The 19,437-nt window shown below is 66.9% G+C and carries 15 protein-coding genes; 10 read left to right on the top strand and 5 right to left on the bottom strand.

All coding sequences use genetic code 11. The annotated features are described in order from the left end of the window. Nucleotides 1–2 precede the first annotated feature (2 nt). The 3 genes from pstA to ACW18C_RS06505 all read right to left on the bottom strand — a co-directional run bounded on the left by pstA (nucleotide 3) and on the right by ACW18C_RS06505 (nucleotide 4,283). Nucleotides 3–1,307, bottom strand: coding sequence for a phosphate ABC transporter permease PstA (gene pstA / locus ACW18C_RS06515; protein WP_292148194.1), 1,305 nt, complete (start codon nucleotides 1,305–1,307; stop codon nucleotides 3–5). After that, nucleotides 1,300–2,730, bottom strand: a complete 1,431-nt coding sequence (gene pstC / locus ACW18C_RS06510; protein ID WP_154725192.1) for a phosphate ABC transporter permease subunit PstC — start codon at nucleotides 2,728–2,730, stop codon at nucleotides 1,300–1,302. The genes pstA and pstC overlap by 8 nt, the downstream gene beginning before the upstream one ends. A 140-nt stretch (nucleotides 2,731–2,870) precedes the next feature. Further along, complete coding sequence (locus ACW18C_RS06505; RefSeq protein WP_492073568.1) at nucleotides 2,871–4,283, bottom strand: sensor histidine kinase; 1,413 nt, start codon at nucleotides 4,281–4,283, stop codon at nucleotides 2,871–2,873. Between the two features lie 150 nt (nucleotides 4,284–4,433). Here ACW18C_RS06505 and ACW18C_RS06500 point away from each other — a divergent pair, with 150 nt between their 5' ends. The 8 genes from ACW18C_RS06500 (at nucleotide 4,434) to ychF (ending at nucleotide 13,823) form a co-directional block, all read left to right on the top strand. Then, nucleotides 4,434–6,719 (top strand): ATP-binding protein, encoded by a 2,286-nt coding sequence (locus tag ACW18C_RS06500; protein ID WP_492073566.1) that lies wholly within the window; start codon nucleotides 4,434–4,436, stop codon nucleotides 6,717–6,719. 167 nt (nucleotides 6,720–6,886) lie between these two features. Next, nucleotides 6,887–7,519, top strand: coding sequence for a 50S ribosomal protein L25/general stress protein Ctc (locus ACW18C_RS06495; protein WP_035307605.1), 633 nt, complete (start codon nucleotides 6,887–6,889; stop codon nucleotides 7,517–7,519). 87 nt (nucleotides 7,520–7,606) lie between these two features. Beyond that, the gene (gene pth / locus ACW18C_RS06490) at nucleotides 7,607–8,227 is read left to right on the top strand and encodes an aminoacyl-tRNA hydrolase (RefSeq protein ID WP_287929657.1); all 621 of its coding nucleotides are present in this window, start codon (nucleotides 7,607–7,609) and stop codon (nucleotides 8,225–8,227) included. A 37-nt stretch (nucleotides 8,228–8,264) separates the two neighbouring features. Further along, nucleotides 8,265–8,651 (top strand): hypothetical protein, encoded by a 387-nt coding sequence (locus ACW18C_RS06485; RefSeq protein WP_492073564.1) that lies wholly within the window; start codon nucleotides 8,265–8,267, stop codon nucleotides 8,649–8,651. Between the two features lie 66 nt (nucleotides 8,652–8,717). Then, nucleotides 8,718–10,796 carry a TonB-dependent receptor family protein gene (locus ACW18C_RS06480; protein WP_492073562.1) on the top strand — a complete coding sequence of 693 codons (2,079 nt, stop codon included), beginning with the start codon at nucleotides 8,718–8,720 and terminating at the stop codon, nucleotides 10,794–10,796. After that, complete coding sequence (locus tag ACW18C_RS06475) at nucleotides 10,796–12,151, top strand: PepSY-associated TM helix domain-containing protein (protein ID WP_492073561.1); 1,356 nt, start codon at nucleotides 10,796–10,798, stop codon at nucleotides 12,149–12,151. Before ACW18C_RS06480 ends, ACW18C_RS06475 begins: the two co-directional genes overlap by 1 nt. A gap of 12 nt (nucleotides 12,152–12,163) precedes the next feature. After that, nucleotides 12,164–12,658 (top strand): copper chaperone PCu(A)C, encoded by a 495-nt coding sequence (locus tag ACW18C_RS06470; RefSeq protein ID WP_492073559.1) that lies wholly within the window; start codon nucleotides 12,164–12,166, stop codon nucleotides 12,656–12,658. A gap of 70 nt (nucleotides 12,659–12,728) precedes the next feature. Continuing rightward, nucleotides 12,729–13,823 (top strand): redox-regulated ATPase YchF, encoded by a 1,095-nt coding sequence (gene ychF, locus ACW18C_RS06465; protein ID WP_492073557.1) that lies wholly within the window; start codon nucleotides 12,729–12,731, stop codon nucleotides 13,821–13,823. Here ychF and ACW18C_RS06460 read toward each other — a convergent pair. After that, nucleotides 13,816–14,349, bottom strand: a complete 534-nt coding sequence (locus ACW18C_RS06460) for a hypothetical protein (RefSeq protein WP_492073556.1) — start codon at nucleotides 14,347–14,349, stop codon at nucleotides 13,816–13,818. The two genes, ychF and ACW18C_RS06460, sit on opposite strands and share 8 nt — an antisense overlap. Before the next feature lie 110 nt (nucleotides 14,350–14,459). Between ACW18C_RS06460 and ACW18C_RS06455 the strand changes: the two genes are divergently transcribed. After that, nucleotides 14,460–16,664: a TonB-dependent hemoglobin/transferrin/lactoferrin family receptor gene (locus tag ACW18C_RS06455; protein ID WP_492073554.1), complete on the top strand. Its 2,205-nt coding sequence runs from the start codon at nucleotides 14,460–14,462 to the stop codon at nucleotides 16,662–16,664. Between the two features lie 6 nt (nucleotides 16,665–16,670). Next, the gene (locus tag ACW18C_RS06450) at nucleotides 16,671–17,684 is read left to right on the top strand and encodes a DUF6607 family protein (RefSeq protein ID WP_492073552.1); all 1,014 of its coding nucleotides are present in this window, start codon (nucleotides 16,671–16,673) and stop codon (nucleotides 17,682–17,684) included. 62 nt (nucleotides 17,685–17,746) lie between these two features. Here ACW18C_RS06450 and ACW18C_RS06445 read toward each other — a convergent pair whose 3' ends face one another. Continuing rightward, nucleotides 17,747–19,396, bottom strand: coding sequence for a M28 family peptidase (locus ACW18C_RS06445; protein ID WP_492073550.1), 1,650 nt, complete (start codon nucleotides 19,394–19,396; stop codon nucleotides 17,747–17,749). Nucleotides 19,397–19,437: the final 41 nt, after the last annotated feature.

Here is a 19,437-nt window from a genome sequence, read left to right as displayed (position 1 = left end):
TCTTACCACCGACGCTCGAAGCGCCGCCTCAGGATGATGGCCGCCGTGTTCATGATGATCATGAAGACCAGAAGAACGATGATCGCAGCAGCGGTGCGTTCGTGGAACGCCCGCTCGGAGGCGTTCTCCCAGATGTAGATCAGCGAAGGCAGGGCGCCGACCGGCTGGTCGATCGCATGCGGCACGCCGGGAACGAAGCTGACCATGCCGATCAGGAGCAGCGGCGCAGTCTCGCCCAGGGCGTGCGCCATGGAGATGATGGCGCCGGTCATCACGCCGGGCATGGCCAGAGGCAGGACGTGGCTGAACACCGTCTGGGTCTTGGAGGCGCCCATGGCCAGGGCGGCCTCGCGAATGGACGGAGGGACGGCCTTCAGCGCCGAGCGGGTGGCGATCACCAGGGTCGGCAGGGCCATCAGGGCCAGGACCAGACCACCGACGATCGGGCTGGCGCGCGGCAGATGCATCCAGTTGATGAACAGGGCCAGACCCAGCAGGCCGTAGACGATCGACGGCACGGCGGCGAGGTTGTTGATATTGACCTCGATGATGTCGGTCAGCTTGTTCTTCGGCGCGAACTCTTCCAGCCAGACGGCGGCGCCGACGCCCAACGGAATGGCGATCAGGGCCGTGACCATCAGCATCAGCGCGGAACCGACCACGGCGCCCAGCACGCCCGCCAGTTCCGGCTGGGTCGAGTCGCCGTTGGTGAACAGGGCGGTGTTGAAGTGCGAACCGACGACGCCTTCGGCCTGCATCCGATCCAGCCAGGCGAGCTGCTGGTCGGTCAGACGGCGCTGGTCTTCCGGCGTCTCCTTCGAGATTTCGCCCTTCAGATACAGGTCCGCCTCGTCTGACAGAGGCACGGCCAAGGGCACGGTCTCGCCGATGACGTCCGACCGCTTGGCGACCAGGTCGGCGGCGACGAACTTCAGCTCGGAAGAAAACAGGGCCTTCATCTGGCGAGCGGCGTCGCCCGCCGCATCGTCCTGAATGCCCCAGCGCTTCAGTTGCTGTTCGGCCGCCATCTGTTCGAAGTTCGAGCCTTGCGGATAGGCCCGGTCCACACGCGCAGGGTCCATATAGACCGGCACGGTGACGGTGTGGGTGTAGAAGGCGGTGTGGCCCTGGGCGACGATACGCACCATCAGGATCGCCAGGAAGATCATGGCGGCCGCGATGGCCAGACGACCGTACCACTTGAACCGCGTCTCTTTCGCGTGACGGCGCTTGAGGCCGGCGCGCAGACGATCCAGCCGCCCTTTTGCGGCCGCGCCGTCGATCTGATCGGGGGTCGCGTCAGTCATATTGTTCCCGATAGGTCTGGACGATCCGGTGAGCGATGATGTTCAGCACCAGAGTGACCATGAACAGGGTCAGTCCCAGGCCGAAGGCCGACAGGGTCTTGGCGCTGTTGAACTCCTGGTCGCCCGTCAGCAGGGTCACGATCTGCACCGTGACGGTGGTCACCGTATCCAGCGGATTGAAGGTCAGGTTGGCGGCCAGGCCGGCGGCCATGGTGACGATCATGGTCTCGCCGATGGCGCGCGACACGGCCAGCAACAGGGCGCCGGCGATGCCCGGCAGGGCGGCGGGCAACAGAACCCGCTTGACCGTCTCGGACTTGGTCGCCCCCATGGCGAACGAGCCGTCGCGCAGCGACTGCGGCACCGCGTTCAGAATGTCGTCGGACAGGGACGAGACGAAGGGGATCAGCATGATGCCCATCACCGCGCCGGCCGTCAGGGCCATCTGGTTCTGAACCAGAGCGAGATACTGGCCCAGTCCGTCCAGCGGTCCGCCCATCAGGAACAGGCCGATCTCATTGAAGAAGACGCGCAGGATGGGTCCCACCGTCAGGGCGGCGAAGAAGCCGTAGACCACGGTCGGCACGCCGGCGAGAATCTCGAGCAGCGGCTTGATGACGGCCCGTGTGGTTCGGCTGGCGTATTCCGAAAGATAGATGGCGGACAGCAGCCCGATCGGCGCCGCCACACACATGGCGATCGACATGATCAGCATGGTGCCGACGAACAGGGGCACGGCCCCGAAGGCGCCGGTGGATCCCACCTGGTCGGCCCGGATGGCGATCTGCGGGCTCCATTGGGTGCCGAACAGGAAGTCGAAGATCGGCACCTTCTGGAAGAAGCGGAAGGAGTCGAAGGCCAGCGAGGCGATGATGCCCAAGGTCGTCAGCACGGCGATGGCGGAACAGATAAACAGGGCGCCGTAAATCCAGCCTTCGACCCGGTTGCGCGCGCGGGTCTGGGGCTTGATCTGGGTCAGGGCGAACAGGCCGCCGAGAATAGCGGCCAGGATAGCGGCGACCCCGCCGCCCCATTGCAGGGTGCGTTCGATCCGCACCATGCGGCGAGCTTCGACCGGAAGCTGTTCGGCCAGGGGCCGTTCCCAGATCTGAAGGGCCGGCTCGCCCCGACCGACCCGGTGGGCGTCGGCGAAGAAGGCGTCGCGGCGGAAGTGCTCAAGCTCGGCCACCACGTCGGGCGTGCCGGCGGCGGTCAACTGACGCTCCAGCGGCGCAGCAAAAACGCTGAGAAGGATAAGAACCAGCAGAGCGGGCGCAGCGACCCAGATCAGCGCGTAGGCGCCGTGCTGCCCCGGACGCGAGTGGGGATGCGCGCCAACGGCGCGACGACGCGCCAGCTCGCGTCCGCCAAAAAAGGCGGCGGCGCTGAGCGCGGTGAGGATCAGCAAATAAATCCAGATCATTCCGGGTCCGAAGCGGGCAGGCGCGAATCGAATGGCGACCGGGAATCCGGCTTCGACGCGGCGCGACTACTGCCTGCGAATGGTCAGCGGAATAAGACACGTTGATGACAGTTCGGTAACAGCGGCGGCCTCCAGCGCCATCAGGCGGCCGTCCGGACGTCACGACGCTCGACCACCATGGGGAACCAGGCCGTGAACGCGGCCCCGAGCCCGGGCGCGCTCTCCACCACCAGCCCGCCCTGGTGGCGGTTTATGATATGCTTGACGATGGCCAGGCCCAGCCCCGTCCCCTGACGTTCGCCGCTCTTCTGGCCCTCGACCCGATAGAAGCGTTCCGTCAGCCGCGGCAGATGTTCCCGCGCCATGCCCGGTCCGTGATCGCGAACCGTGACAGCCGCATAGAGGACGCCGACCGCCCGATCGGGCGTCACCAGGGGCAGTCTCGTCGCACCGGGCATCCGCGAAGCCCAGGCCTCGTCGAACGACAGATCGGACCGCACCGAAATTTCCACCGTTCCGCCCTTGGCCGAATATTTGACGGCGTTGTCGAGCAGGTTCTGCACCACCTGCAATATCTCGTCCCTGTCGCCGCTGATCGAGGCCCTCGCCTCGCCCTGATCGACCACGACATTGATCTGCTTCTCTTGCGTCAACACGCTGACGGCGTCGACGACGTCGGACGCCGCGCGATCCAGATCGACTCGCCCGGACGGCGGAATATGCTCATTCAGCTCGATCCGGCTGAGCGACAACAGGTCCGCGACCAGCCGCCCCATCCGATCCGCCTGGGCCGACATGATGTCCAGGAAGCGATCGCGGGCCGCGACATCGTCGCGCGCATGTCCCTTGAGCGTCTCGATGAAGCCGCTCAGGGACGCCAGCGGCGTGCGCAGTTCATGGCTGGCGTTGGCCAGAAAATCGACGCGCATCATCTCGGTGCGCCGCGCGTCAGTTTCGTCACGAAGAATGACCAGGGCGAGAGAGCCCTGCCCTTTTCCTTCTCCGTCGCCCAAGGGGCGTGTCCAGGCGCGCCAGCGCCGGTCGCGCTGCCCTCCGGTGGCGTAGTCCGTGGTTCGAGAGACGCCGCCGAACAGGGCCTCGTCCACGGCTTCCAGCACGCCGGGCTCCCGGATCACCTGAACCAGCAAGGCGCCCTGACTCTGGATGCGGAGCAGGTCTCGCGCCGCCTTGTTGGCCATGACGACCCGGCGGCCTGCAATGTCGTCGGGCTCGCCCCCGCTGATGATCAGCACAGGGTCGTCCAGGGCTTCGAACACCCGGTCCAGCAGCTCCGCCGTCTTTGGATCCGCCGACCGTTCGATCGGGGCGCCCGATGTTTCAGGCAAGGTCGCGACCGAAGACGGCTGCACGTTCAGAATCCAGGCCGAAGCCGCGACGACCACCGCTCCACCGATCAGCCAATTCGCGATCTCGGGATGGATGAAGGCGAGCCCCACCATCACAACCAGGGCGATTGCGATGCTGATGCCCACCGTCCAGAAACGGGAGGTCGAGATCGGCGCCACCGGCGAAGGCGAGGATTCATAAGGCATATGCGGCGCCAGACTCGTGTGAGCAGCCTAAGGAATCCAATCCTTGCACGGATTCTGTGACGGCGCGCCGACAGACGACATTGATTTTTCCAAGCGTGGCCGCACCGTTTGTTTAGGAGTTTGGTCCAGCATGGCGCTGAAGGGGACGCCGTGGACCGGATACTTTATTGCATCGTGCGTGATCACGACTGGCGGGTGAGCCTGCTGGCAGTCATCGTCTGCCTCGTCGGCATGGGTTCAGCCTCCCGCTTCATGGAGCGCGCTCGCATCACCGATGGAGCACGCCGCCGCCGCCTCGCAATCTCGGCGGGATTGATCGGCTCTATCACGATCTGGACCACCCATTTCATCGCCATGCAGGGCTATGTCGGCGTGGGCGCCCTAACCTACGATGTGGCGATGACCCTGGCCTCCACGCTGGTGATCCTGGCCGCGATAGGCGTGGCCATCTTCACCATCTTGAGCGGCGACGACCGCTGGCGCCGCGTCATGGGCGCCCTCGTCGCCGTCTCGGGCTTGGCCGCCATGCATTATCTGGGGATGGCGGCGCTTCAGGCGCCCGTGCATCTCAGTTGGCGGCCCGAACTCGTGATCGTGTCCATCATCGGCGGCATGGTGATCGGTGGAACCACCGCCTTCTTCTACAAGCGTGGAGGACTGATACGATTGGCGACGACGGTCCTCGGCGCCTCTGTGTGCATCCTGTTCCTGCATTTCGTCGGCATGGCCGCCATAACCGTGACGCCGGACCCAACCTTGAGTTCGCAGTCCGGCCTTTCGCCCGACGCCATGCGAACCCTGGTGTTTCTCATCGCCCTGTCCATCCTCAGTATCGGCAGCGCCCTGGTTTTCATGGCCTATATGGCGCGGGCCAACGCGCTCGGTCATATCCGCGAAGCGGTCGAGGCCATGTCGGACGGACTGGGCTTCTACGACGCCGACGACCGCCTTCTGCTGTGGAATGCGCGCTACGCTGAGGTGAATCCGGAACTTGCGCCCTTCCTCAAGGTCGGAATTACTTTTCGTGAAGTCCTTCAGATCGGCATCAATGAAGGCCGATATGACGAAGCCATTGGCCGCGAGGACGAATGGATCACCGAACGCATCCGTGTGCGCCGCCAGGGCGAATCGACGATAGAGCAGCGGGTGGCCGGCGACCGATGGCTGCAAATTCAGGATCGACGCACCGCCGAGGGCGGTACGGTCACAGTCTGCAACGACATCACGGCCCTAAAGCGCGACGCCCAAGCCCTGGGAGAGGCGAGAGACGCGGCCGAGGCGGCCAATGTCGCCAAGAGCCAGTTCCTTGCGAACATGAGCCACGAGATCCGCACGCCTTTGAATGGCGTGATCGGTCTGTCGCAGGCCCTGTCCAAGACCGACCTCACGGCGGAGCAGCATGAGATGCTGGACCTGATGCAGGCCTCGGGACGCACGCTTCAGACCTTGCTCAGCGACATCCTGGATCTGGCGCGGGTCGAATCAGGCAAGCTTGAACTGACCAACGACGCCTTCGAACTGGAAAGAGCTGTGCGCGAAGCCGCGCAACTCTATGCCGAGAACGCGCGTGAGAAACACCTGGGCTTCCACATTGATATCGACGTGGACGCGGGTCTCTGGATCCGCGGCGACGTGGTGCGGCTGAAGCAGATCCTGACCAATCTGATCTCGAACTCGGTCAAGTTCACCAGCCAGGGCTTCGTCGGCCTGACCGTCCAGCGTGGCCCGGAGAAGGAGGGCGCGCCCACCCTGCGCTTCATGGTCGAGGACACGGGAATTGGCTTCGACGCCGCCACCCGCGAGCGCCTCTTCAGCCGTTTCGAACAGGCCGACGGCGGCATCACCCGCCAATTCGGCGGCTCCGGACTGGGCCTGTCGATCTGCCGTCAGCTGGCCGAAATGATGGGGGGCGACCTGGATTGCGAAAGCGAACCGGGTGGCGGATCCGCCTTCATCCTGACCCTCCCCCTGATCACCTGCGAAGCGCCGGTCCAGTTGGAGGCGAAGGCTTCGCCCGCCATAAATGGCGATCGGCGTCCCGTCCGGGTGCTGGTGGCCGACGACCACCCGACAAACCGTCGCGTCCTGGAACTGATACTGAGCCAGATCTCCTCGGTGATCTCCATGGCGGAGAACGGGGCGGAGGCGCTGGAGGCGTTCCGCGCCGGCGACTTCGATCTGGTGCTGATGGACATGCAGATGCCGATCATGGACGGGCTGACGGCGACTCAGGAGATTCGACTGCACGAAGCGACTGCAGGCGCCCGCCGAACCCCCATCGTCATGCTGACGGCCAACGCCATGCCCGAACACGTCGCCGCCGGACGGGCCGCCGGGGCCGATCACCATCTGGCCAAGCCCTTCAACACGACAGAACTGCTTGCAATCGTCGCCGATCCGGACGCTCTGCTCAAAGACGCCGCAAAGGCGGCCTGATCGAAAGCGCCGCCAAGACCGTCCTGCCGTTCCATTTACCGTCAGGGCGGTTGCACATCCGTCATGATGCGTGTAATAGCCCGCGCTCTTGAATTCGAGGGTTCATGACCCCCGCCGCGCGGGCCCAGGGTTGGCGCGGTGTTTCCGTTGTTGTTGAGGCGAGCCAGATGGCCGAGATCATTCTGAACGTGGACGTCCGCGATGGCGTCGGCACCGGCAGCGCACGCGCTGCCCGTCGCGCCGGTTTCGTGCCGGGAGTCCTGTACGGCGGCGACAAGGCCCCCGTCGCCGTGGCGGTGAACGAGAAGGACTTCCGCAAGTCGCTCTACACCGGCAAGCTGCTGGGCCACCTGGTCACGCTGAAGTACGGCGAAGAGACCCAGCCGGTCATCGCCAAGGACATCCAGTTCGACCCGGTGTCGGACCGCCCGATGCACTTCGACCTGATGCGCGTCGATCAACACGCCCCGATCAAGATCGAGGTTCCGGTTTACTTCAAGAACGCCGATGACGCGCCGTTCGTCCGTCAGGGCGGCTCGCTGGAAGTCGTCCGCCACGCGGTCGAAATCATGGTCAAGGCCGACAGCATTCCAGAAGAACTGGTCGTCGACCTGATCAAGTCGCAGATGGGCGACACCATCCGCTTCTCGGACATCGAACTGCCCAAGGGCGTCGAGCCGACCATCACCGACCGCGATTTCGTGATCGCCACCATCAAGGTCTCGTCCGCCGCCATGTCGGCCGCCGCCGATGAAGCCGCCGAGGCCGAAGCCGCTCCGACCGAGAAGACCGAAGGTTAAGCCTTCGTCGCATCGACAAGATCATGCCCCGCCCGGTTCGCCGCGGCGGGGCTTTTCTTTGGGCGACGCACGCGGCATGAGGACGCCATGATCATCATCGCCGGGCTCGGCAATCCGGGCGCCAAATACGAGAAGAACCGCCACAACATCGGCTTCATGGCCGCCGATGAGATCGCGCGGCGCTGGCGCTTCGGGCCCGAGCGGGCCAAGTTTCAGTCGATCGTCAGCGAGGGCCTGGTCGATACGGCGGACGGACCGGTCAAGGTCCTGCTGATGAAGCCACAGACCTATATGAACGAGAGCGGGCGGGCCGTGGGCGAGGCCGCACGCTTCTACAAGATCAAGCCGTCCGAAATCATCGTCTTCCACGACGAGATCGACCTGGCCCCCGGCCGGTTCCGCATGAAGACCGGCGGCGGCGCGGCGGGCCAGAACGGCGTCCGCTCGCTGATCAGCCATCTGGGCGCCGACTTCCGCCGTGCGCGCATGGGCATAGGCCATCCCGGCGAGAAGGAGATGGTCATGCCCCATGTCCTGGGCGACTTCCACAAGGCCGAACAGCCCTGGCTGGACGCCCTGCTCCAGGCCTGCGCCGACGCCCTGCCCTTCGCCGCCGCCGGCGACGACGAGCGCTATCAGGGCGAGGTCATGCGCCTGGCTCCTGCGCCCAAGTTCAGCCCCCGCCAGGCGGCGCGCGGCGAACTGTAGCCTGTACGGCCTGGCGGAAACGCCGTAGAGGCGAGGCGTGAACCGTTCCGGCGCCGATCATTGGTCGACATCGAAGTCGCTCGCCTTCCTGGCGGCGGTGTTCGCCCTCATGCTCGGCGCCCTGCTGCCCTTCGGGGCCCTGGCGGCGGTGCAACACGGACAGCCTCTGGTCATCTGTTCCGCAGAAGGTCCCCAGACCATCCAGTCCGGCGGGATGGACGGCCCGGTCAACAAGCATCTGGGGGCCAAGTGCGCCGCCTGCGTCGTGCCTCTCGCGGCCGCCCTGCCCGCCCCGCCTGCGCCCCAACCTGCGCCGGTCATCCGCACGGTCGAGACGGTCGTCTATTCGCCCGCCCGCGTCAGCCCGCCGCCCCCGGCGCGCGCGCCGCCGCGTCCGCCGTCCACCGCACCACCCCACGCCTGAACCAGACCCAAAGCCCGCGCCGGCCCTTCGCCCGCGCGCCCTTCTCGTTCTGACTTCAGGATCATCATGTCTCTCAAGACCACTGCGGCGCCCTGCGCCCTGCTGCTCGCCGCCCTGGCCGGCCCAGCCTTCGCTCAGCAGCCCGCCACGCCGCCTTCAGAGCCGACCGTGCTGGACAGCGTCATCGTCACCGCCCGCCGCAACGTCGAAGACCCCGCCGTCGTCGCCGAGGCGCGGGCACGCCTGTCGCGCACGCCCGGCGCGGTCGCCGTCGTCTCGGCCGAATCCTACGCCGACCGCTATGCGCCCAACCTGGCCGACGTGCTGCGCGACGCGCCGGGCGTCTATGCCCAGAAGAAGTGGGGCGGCGACATCCGTCTGTCGATCCGCGGCTCGGGCATAGGCAATTCCAGCCACAATCGCGGAACCCTGCTGGCCCAGGACGGCGTCCCCTTCAACGAGGCGGACGGCTTCGGCGACTTCCAGCTGATCGACCCGCTGATCGCCCGCTATACCGAGGTCTACAAGGGGGGCAACGCCCTGCGCTTCGGCGGCGCCCTGCTGGGCGGGGCGATCAATCTGGTGACGCCGACCGGCAGAACGGCGGCGTCGAACCTGAACCTGCGTCTGGACGGCGGCTCCTATGGGACGGTGCGCGCCCATGCCGAGGTGGCGGGCGTTCGCGGCGACTGGGACGGCTTCGCCGCCGTCACCGGCCAGAGCGTGGACGGCTGGCGTCAGCAGAGCGAGGGCAAGTCGCTGCACCTGTCCGCCAACATCGGCCGCAGCTTCGGCCAGGACCGCGAGGTGCGCCTGATGGTCTCGGGCGGCGATATCCATCAGGAAATTCCCGGCAGCGTCAGCCTGAACGACGCCCTGACCCAGCCGGAGAAGGCCAACCTGGGCAATCTCAGCCTGAATTATCAGCGCAATATGCAGTCGATCCGCACGACGGTGCAGACGCACTGGCGGCTGGACCAATCCACCGTGTTCGAGGGCGCCGTCTATGGAACCTGGAAGGATCTGGACCACCCCATCTTCCAGGTCATCGACCAGGAAAGCCGCAACTATGGCGCCTTCGGTCGCTTCGACTGGCAGGGCCAGGTCCTTGGCCTGCGCGCCGACGCCTTCTACGGCGCCTGGTATCGCCAGGGCGACCTGGACGCCAAACAGTGGGGCAATCTGGCCGGCCAGCAGAACGGCCTGCGCGCCCGCAGCTTCCAGAACGGCAAGGGGCTGGACGTCTTCGGCGAGGGACGGCTGTTCGTCACCGACCGCCTGGCCCTGGTCGCCGGGGGAACCTGGGGCCGCGCAGAACGCGACTATCAAAGCTATGTGGTCCCCGGCGTCGCCGGCACGATCGACCTGAGCATCGACAAGAGCTTCGACTGGTTCGCGCCCCGCGCCGGCCTGTTGTGGGAAAGCGAGGAAGGCGATCAGGCCTTCGCCAATGTCACCCGCTCGGTCGAACCGCCCAACTTCTCGGCCCTGTCGCCGACCGCCGGCGGCTATCAGCCCCTGGTCCCGCAGGAGGCCGTGACCTGGGAAGTCGGCACGCGCGGTCGCCGCGGCCCGGTGACCTGGGACGTCACCGCCTACCGCGCCAACCTGGACCACGAACTGCTGAACTTCCTGCCAAATGTGACGGGGCTTCCCGCCACATTCAACGCCGGACCGACCGTTCACCAGGGGATCGAAGCGGGGCTGGACTGGCGGATCGCGCCGCAGTGGCGCCTGCGCCAGACCTACGCCTTCTCGGACTTCTTCTTCGACGGATACAAGGTCTACGGCGACAATGACCTGCCGGTCGTGCCGCCTCATCTGTACCGGGCCGAGCTGAGGTATGATCACCCGGCCGGCTGGTTCGTGGCGCCCAGCTTGGAATGGTCGATGGCCGATTCCTGGGTCGACTACGCCAATACGCCGACCCTGAAGTCGCCCGCCTATACGGTGGCGAACCTGAACATGGGCTGGACCGTGCGGGACGGACTGACCGTCTTCGCCGACGTGCGCAACCTGTTCGACGAGGCCTATGTCTCGAACTTCAGCGCCGTCACTGACGCCCAGCGTCCCGGCGTCTCCACCGCCGTCTTCTTCCCCGGCGAGGGCCGCTCGGCCTATGTCGGCGTGAGGATGAGCTACTGATGGCCGGCAAGGCCGCAACCCAGGCGCCGGACGATCGGTCCGGCGCCTACCGGGCCGTCTGGCGCTGGCATTTCTACGCCGGCGTCTTCGTCATGCCCGTTCTGATGCTGCTGGCCCTGACGGGGGGTCTGTATCTATTCAAGGACGAGATCGACGCCGCCCTCTATCGCGACATGATCCGCGTGCCGGCGGTGCAGTCCCAGGCGGCCCCGGAGACCTGGCTGACGTCGGCGGTCCAGGCCGCCGGCGGCGGCCGGGTCGCCAATCTGGTCATGCCCGCCCGGGCGGACCAGGCCGTCCGCCTGCGGGTGGATCGGCCCGACGGGGTGCAGAAGACGGTCTTCGTCGATCCGCACACCGGCCGCGCCACCGGCGTGATTCCCGCCGGCGGTTTCATGGAGCTGGTCAAGAAGACCCACAGCCTGACCCTGCTGGGTCGGCCGTTCAACATCCTGGTGGAGATCGTGGCGGGCTGGACCATCATCCTGTTCGCCACCGGCCTCTATCTGTGGTGGCCGCGCGGACGGGCCGTCGCGACCTTCTCGCCCCAGACGAACGACACACGGCGACGCCCCTTCTGGCGCGACCTGCACGCCCTGACCGGCGTCTACGTCGGCGGGGTCGTGTTGTTCCTGGCGGTCACCGGCATGCCCTGGTCGGCCTTCTGGGGCGACACGGTCATGGACGTCGTCAAGTCCAGCGGTCTGGGCCGCCCGCCTGCGCCCGTCGCCGGGGCCTGGCAGCGCGCCGAACATCACGATCAGCCGCTCGGCGCGGGCTGGGCCATGGACTGCATGGTCATGGCCCACGACCACGCCGGTCACGGAGCCCTGGACCGGGTGCTGAAGACGGCCGACGGCGCGGGTCTCGCCCGGCCCTACGCCGTCTCCATTCCCGCCGCCTCGGGCACGGCCTATACGATCACGACCCAGGCCCGCCGGGTTCAGGACAGCCGGTCCCTGTACATCGACGCCGCCTCGGGCCGGTTGCTTGCCGACCTCGGCTACGACCGGTTCGGCGCGGGCGCCAAGGCGATCGAATGGGGCGTCTACACCCACCAGGGCACACAGTACGGCCAGCTGAACCGGATCGTCATGCTGCTGGGCTGTATCGGCGTCTGGCTGCTGGCGATCAGCGGTCTGGTCATGTGGTGGAAGCGCCGTCCGCCGAACCTGTCGCGCCTTCGCCTGGGCGCCCCGCCCGCCCCGCCGGGACCGCGCGTCCGCGCCGCCGTCCTGGGCATCGTCCTGCCCCTCGCCATCCTCTATCCCCTGACGGGCCTGAGCCTGGTCTTCGCTGTATTGCTCGATCGAGCCGTGCGGCCGATGATCCGGCGCCGTCCCGCCGTTTCCTGAAAGAACGACGCCATGAAGACCTATCTATCCCTCGCCGCCGTCGCCCTCGCACTGGCGGCCTGCAACCCGCCGACGGACAAGTCCGCCCCTGCGGCTGATGCCACGGCTGCTGTCGTGACCGCCGCCGACGCCTGGTGCAGGCCATCGCCCAACGGGGCCAAGGCCGGCGGCTGCTACGTCACCCTGACCGCGACCACCGACGACCGACTGACCGGCGGCTCCAGCCCGCGCGCCGGCGAGCTTCAGGTCCACGAGATGAAGACCGAGAACGGCATGATGAAGATGGCCCAGCTGACCGAGGGCTTGCCGCTGCCGGCCGGTCAGGCGGTCGGCCTGGCGCCCGGCGGCAATCATCTGATGCTGATCGGCCTGACCGCCCCCCTGGTCGCCGGCGAGACCGTGCCCCTGACCCTGAAGTTCGCCTCGGCGTCCGAGGTGACGGTGCAGGCGGCGGTGCGCCAACCCGCAATGGCGGCCATGGCGGGCATGGATCACGACGCGCACTGACGCCTTTTGAAGCGCGAGCCTGACAAACCGGTTTGAACCGGCTAAAGGCTCGCGCCTCACGAGGAATCCCATGGCCCTTAAAGTCGCGATCGTCGGCCTGCCCAATGTCGGCAAGTCCACCCTGTTCAACGCCCTGACCAAGACGGCGGCGGCCCAGGCGGCCAACTATCCGTTCTGCACCATCGAGCCGAACACCGGCGACGTGGCCGTACCGGAGCCGCGCCTGAACGCCCTGGCCGAGGTCGCGGGATCCAAGGAGATCATCCCCGCCCGCATCACCTTCGTCGATGTCGCCGGTCTGGTGCGCGGCGCGTCAAAGGGCGAGGGCCTGGGCAACCAGTTCCTGGCCAATATCCGCGACTGCGACGCCGTGGCCTTCGTGGCCCGTTGCTTCGTCGATGACGACATCACCCATGTCGAGAACCGCATCGATCCGATCGCCGACCTGGAGATCATCGAGACCGAGCTGATGCTGGCCGACATGGAAAGCCTGGAGCGCCGCCGGCCCCAGCTGGAGAAGCGCGCCAAGGGCGGCGACAAGGACTCCGGCCTGACGCTGAAACTGGTCGATCTGGCCCTGACCCAGCTGAACGCCGGCAAGCCCGCCCGCACCGCCGAAGTGTCCAAGGAGGACGCCAAGGCCTGGCACATGCTGCAACTGCTGACCGCCCTGCCCGCCCTCTATGTCTCGAATGTCGAGGAAGGTTCGGCCGACAAGGGCAATGAGCTGTCGGACAAGGTCGCCGCCCGCGCCGCCACGGACAACGCCAATTCGGTCGTCATCTCGGCCCAGATCGAATCCGAGATCGCCGTGCTGGACGACGAGGAGCAGAAGGAGTTCCTCGAGACCCTGGGTCTGGAAGAACCCGGCCTGAACCGCCTGATCCGCGAGGCCTACAAGCTGCTGGGACTTCAGACCTATTTCACGGTCGGCCCCAAGGAAGCCCGCGCCTGGACGATCAATGTCGGCGACACCGCGCCCCAGGCGGCCGGCGTCATCCACACCGACTTCGAGAAGGGCTTCATCCGCGCCGAAACCATCGCCTTCGACGACTTCGTCGCCCTGCGCGGCGAAACCAAGGCGCGCGAAGCCGGCAAGCTGCGTGCGGAAGGCAAGACCTATGTCGTCAAGGACGGCGACGTGATGAACTTCCTGTTCAACTAGGTTTCGAAGCGGGGGTCTCCGGCTCCTTCTTCATCATGCTTTCCAACGGATTGGCGGGATCCGGCGCGCGCGGCGAGCCGGGGCAGCGCGCCAGTTTCACCGTTTTCATGTCCCTGTCGACGTAGGTCAGGTTCATCACGTCGCCGGTGGCGGCCATATGAACCCGCTCGCGCTTGGCCTGCCCCTGAGCGGCGCAGGCCAGGGTGGCCACATAGCCGGCACCGGTCTCTTCAATCCGAGCAATGTCACAGGCGACGCCAGGGGCTTCGAACCGCATCGGCGTCAGGGTGATGGGCGCCCGCTCGCCCTGCGGATGGGCGCACCAGACGGGGTTGGCGGCCCAGATTCCCACAAAGCTGCGCGGGCCGCGGCCGGCCAGAGAGGACGGGCCCGGCGGCTCCACCTGTTGCATCGCCTCAGGCGTCCTGAGCGGACGCGCCGGCTCGTCCGGAGGATTGACCCCGTTGTCGCCACAGGCGGTCAGCAGGGCGATGGCCGCAACCATCGGGAAGAACGCGTATTTCATCCGCCTACAACACCACGGCCAAGGCTGGGGTTCAAACCCACGCCTTCATTGCGGTTGATTCTGATAATCGTTCGCAGTAACACCTCCGCCTGTCATCAAGCGGGGCCATTATGCGCAACCTACTCCTCCTCTCCACCGCCGCAGCCGCCTTCGGTTCGGTCCTGATCGCCCAGCCCGCGTGCGCCGAAGCGGCCGACGCGCCGGCGACCGAGGTCGATCCGGTCATCGTGATCGGCACGCGGTCGGAACGTCTGGCGTCACGCACGCCCGCCACGGTCAGCGTCATCAGCGCCGACCAGATCGAGACCATGCTGGCCACCGACATCAAGGATCTGATTCGGTTCGAACCGGGCGTCAGCGTGCCGACCTCCCCCGCCCGCTTCAACCTGGCGCTGTCAGGCGGCGGTCGCGACAGCAATTCGGGCTTCACCATTCGCGGCATGGGCGGCGACCGCGTGCTGATCATCAACGACGGGGTGCGCCTGCCCAGCGGCTTCAGCTTCGGCGCCCAGGCGGTCGGTCGCGGCGACTATAACGACCTGGACATGGTCAAGTCGGTCGAGATCCTGCGCGGCCCCGCATCGGCCCTGTATGGTTCGGACGGCGTCGCCGGCGCCGTCGCCTTCACCACCAAGGACCCGTCCGATTTCCTGAAGATCAACCAGGATTTTGGCGCGCGGGCGCGGGCGGCCTATAGTTCGGCAGACGAAGGCTGGACCGAGAGTCTTGCCGTCGCCGGCCGCACGGGGTCGGTTTCGGGCCTGCTGGCCTACACCCGCCGCGATCACCAGGAGACGGAGAACCAGGGTGAGGTCGGCGGCGTCGGTTCGGCCCGAACCCAACCCAATCCGCAGGACTTCACCTCGAACGCCATCCTGGCCAAGCTGGTCTGGGACGTGGCGCCCGGCCATTCGCTACGCCTGACCTACGACCATCTCGACTCCGAAATGGACGGCGACGCCCTGACCGCCCGGTCGGCGACGGTTCTAGCCGTCACCGCCCATGACGAAACCCAGCGCGACAGCCTCAAGGGCGAGTGGCGCTTCCAGGATTTCGCCGGCTTCGAGAGCGGTTCGGTCAGCGCCTATTGGCAGGATGCGACCACCCGCCAGTATACCTATGAAGATCGAAGCCCCGCTGTGGACCGGGTCCGCGACACCACCTTCGACAACACCGTCTACGGCCTGGCCGCCCAAGGCGCGCGCGTCTTCGGCGCGGGCGGGGCGGTGGAACACCGTGTCACGGTCGGCGGCGACTGGTCGATGACCACGCAGGAAGGCGTCCGCGACGGCGTCACCCCGCCCGTCGGCGAAACCTTCCCGACCCGCGCCTTCCCCCAGACCGACTACCAGTTGGCGGGTCTGTTCGTTCAGGACGAGATCGAGATGCTGGGCGGTGCGCTCAGCATCATCCCCGCCGTACGCTACGACTGGTACGACCTGTCGCCGGAGGTCGACGCCCTGTTCCCGGCGTCCGCCACGGGCCAGTCGGAAGACCATATCTCGCCCAAGCTCGGCGTCGTCTGGTGGGCCGACCGTCGCTTCGGCCTGTTCGCCAACTACGCCGAGGGCTTCCGCGCCCCGTCGCCGATGCAGGTGAACAATTATTTCGAAAATCCCGTCTACGGCTACACCTCGATCCCCAACCCGGACCTCAAGCCCGAAACCAGCGACAGTATCGAAGGCGGCCTGCGGTTCCGCGACATCGCGGCCTTCGGGGGCGAACTGCGGCTCCAGACCACGGCCTTCAGCACCCATTATGACAACTTCATCGAGCAGGTGGTGGCGTCGGGCACGGGCGTGCCGGGCGTCGATCCGCTGATCTATCAGTACGTCAACCTGACCAAAGTCGACATCTGGGGGCTGGAAGCCAGAGGCGACGTCGCCTGGAGCAATGGCCTCAGCCTGATCGTCTCCGCCGCCTTTGCGGACGGCGAGCAGGAAACGGACGGTGAGAAGACCCAGCTCAGCAGCGTCGATCCGATCAAACTGGTCGGCGGCCTGAACTATGCCGCGCCTTCGGGGGTCTGGGGCGGTTCGGCCGTCGTGACCTGGTCGGACAGGAAGGACGCCGCCACCTATGAACTGTCATGCGGATCGGCCTGCTACACCGGCGACAGCTTCGCCCTTCTCGACGTGACCGCCTATTGGAACGTCACCGAGCGCGCCACCTTGCGGGCCGGCGCCTTCAACCTTCTCGACGAGAAATACGGCTGGTGGAGCGACGTGCGCGGCTTGTCCGCCGCCTCAACCGTCAAGGACGCCTACACCCAGCCGGGCCGCAATTTCGGCCTGTCCCTGACCCTGCGTCTGTAAGCGACCATGCACATCCCCCACATCAAGAGCCCCCGTCCCATGCGCGCCATCCTGATCGCCGCCGCCCTGCTGACCGCCGCTGCGCCCGCCGCCCAGGCGCTGGAAACCGGAGCCGTCGCTCCGGCTGCGGCTTCCACCCCCGCCAGCGCCTTCGAACGGGATCGCCAGTCGATCCTGGCCCAGGCCGACCAGTACCGCGTCCATTTCGACATGCGCGAGAACGTCAGCTTCCAGGCCGACTACGACCCGCTGGAGGAGCAGCTGTCGGGCGGCAGCGAGATCGTCCGCGTCGTCCATGACCAGGGCGACCGGATCAGTCTGCAACACATCCTGGTCATGGAGCATGAGGGCCAGGTCATCGTCATCAAGCACTGGCGTCAGGACTGGGTCTATCAGCCCCAGACGGTACTGACCTACGCCGGACCGAACCAGTGGGTGCTGACGCCCGTCCCGGCCGATCAGCGCCAGGGCGCCTGGTCCCAGACCGTGTGGCAGACCGACGACTCGCCCCGTTACGGCGGCGTCGGCCGCTGGACCTATGACAACGGCCTGTCGGCCTGGACGTCCAACCCGACCTGGCGGCCGCTGGCGCGGCGCGATGCGGTGCGGAACCCCGTCTATGACCGCTATCTGGGGACCAACCGCCACATCCTGACGCCGAACGGCTGGGTCCATATCCAGGACAATGTGAAAATGTCGGGCAAGGCGGGCGGCCAGCCGGTGGCCGTGGTCCAGGAGGATGTGATCAACACCTATGACCGGTCGACCGGCTATTCCCCTGCGGCCGGCGACGTCTATTGGGCCAGGACCCAGGGCTTCTGGGCCGCCGTGCGCCAGGCCTGGGACGACGCTATCGCCGCCGGAAACGGCGTCCATCTGCAGCAGGAGGCCCAGACTGGCTCCGTCACCGGCGCGCCGTTGATGGACCTGGCCCAGTCCCTGGCCGACGGCGAAACTACCGAAGCGGACGCCGTCGCCCAGGCCCGCGTCCTGATCACCCAGGCGACATCCGCACGCTGACGTACAAGCCAGCGGATGATCGACGGCGGCCCGGACTCCCCTCCGGGCCGCCGTTTTCGTATCTAGCGCCGCTGATCGGCGCTGGCGTCGCGGATGGCGTTGAACTCGGCGCTCGGCTTCCAGGCCGGCCAGGTCTCGCTGTCGGCCACCGTCAGCCCCAGCCGGTACAGCAGATCCAGGTTCTGGACGGCCGCGGTGAAGTCGTAGTCGGCCCGCCATTCGTCGGTCAGCTTGTGATAATAGCGCGCCATCTGGGCCTCGTAGTACGGCGTGCCCGCCTCCAGCCCGCCCTCTACGAAGTCACGACCGCTCCACGGCATCAGGGCCGGCACCCCGCCCGCGGCGAAGTTGAAATGGTCGGAGCGGTAGTAGAAACCTTCCTGCGGATAGCCGTCGCCGGTCACCGTGCGGCCCTGCACGGCGGCGAACCGGCCCAGGATGTCTTCCAGCTCCGACTTGCCGACGCCGAACACCGCCACGTCGCGCGTCGCGGGGGTGAAGGGCAGCATGTCGATATTGATGTCCGCCGCCGTCTTCGCCAGCGGATAGACCGGATCGGCGGCATAGGCTTCCGAGCCCAGCAGTCCCTGTTCCTCGGCCGTGACGTGCAGGAAGACCACCGTCCGTTCCGGCGCCGGCCCGGCCTTGAAGGCGCGCGCCATCTCGATCAGGCCCGCCGTGCCCGAGGCGTTGTCCCAGGCGCCGTTGAAGATGTCGTCGCCCTCGGCGTTCGGTTCCCTGGCCTTGCCGACGTGGTCCCAATGGGCGGAATAGACGACATATTCATCGGGCCGCGTCGTTCCGGGGATCTTGGCCAGCAGATTGTTCGAGTGAATGACCTCGGTCGTTTCGGCGATATCGACGTCCAGCCGCACGCCCAGATCCACCACCCCGCCCAGGCCGCCGGTCTTGGCCCGCGCCAGGGCCTCGGTCAAAACGTCTCCACCGATGGCGGTCCCCGTCGCCGGACTGATGGATCCGGTGAACCGCGCATCCTTCGCGCCCTTGACCGTCATCTGCGGCCGGGTCGCGCCGCCGACGGCCCGACGCCAGCGGCCGTCGTTGTCCTGAAGACTGATCACCCCGACCGCGCCGCGCTTCAGCGCCTCCTGGGTCTTGTGCGTGCCCGAGCCGTAGAAGTTCGGATCGACGCCCAGGGCGTCGGGCTGGGCGCGCAGGATCACCACCACCTTGCCCGTCAGATCGGCGTCGCCATAGTCGTCCCATCCCCGCTCCGGAGCCACGATTCCGTAGCCGGCGAAGACCAGCGGCGCACCGTCGATCTTGACCATCGGATCGGCCGGTCCCGCGCGCAAGGTGATGTCCGTTCCCGAAACCAGGACATGGCGCACACCGTCGGCGCCGATCCAGGCGGCCGTCGGCGCACGCTCCGGCGTGAACCGCACCAGATCGACCGGTTGCAGCCAGGATCCGTCCCGTCCGCCCGGCTCGAGCCCCATGGCCTCATACTGGCGCTGGAGATAGGCCAGAGTCAGTTGCTCGCCGATCAGGCCGGGGAAGCGGCCCTCCAACTCGTCGGAGGCCAGGTACTTGATGTGGTCGGACAGACGCTGGGCGCTGAACTGCGGCGTCGCCGCCGAGGCCGTGGCGAAGGCGTCCAGCCGGGCGGGCGGCGGGCTGACGGACGCGCCTGCGCAGGCGGTCAGGACCAGCGCCGCCAGGGCGATGAAGGGGTAACGACGAAGGATCATGCGGGCGGCTCGAACAGACGAATAGACAGGGAGCCAGGATC

The sequence above is a fragment of the Brevundimonas sp. FV1ye7S genome, from assembly GCF_058680995.1.
Note: the sequence above shows the minus strand (reverse complement) of the source record. Positions and strands in the feature narration are given on the sequence as shown.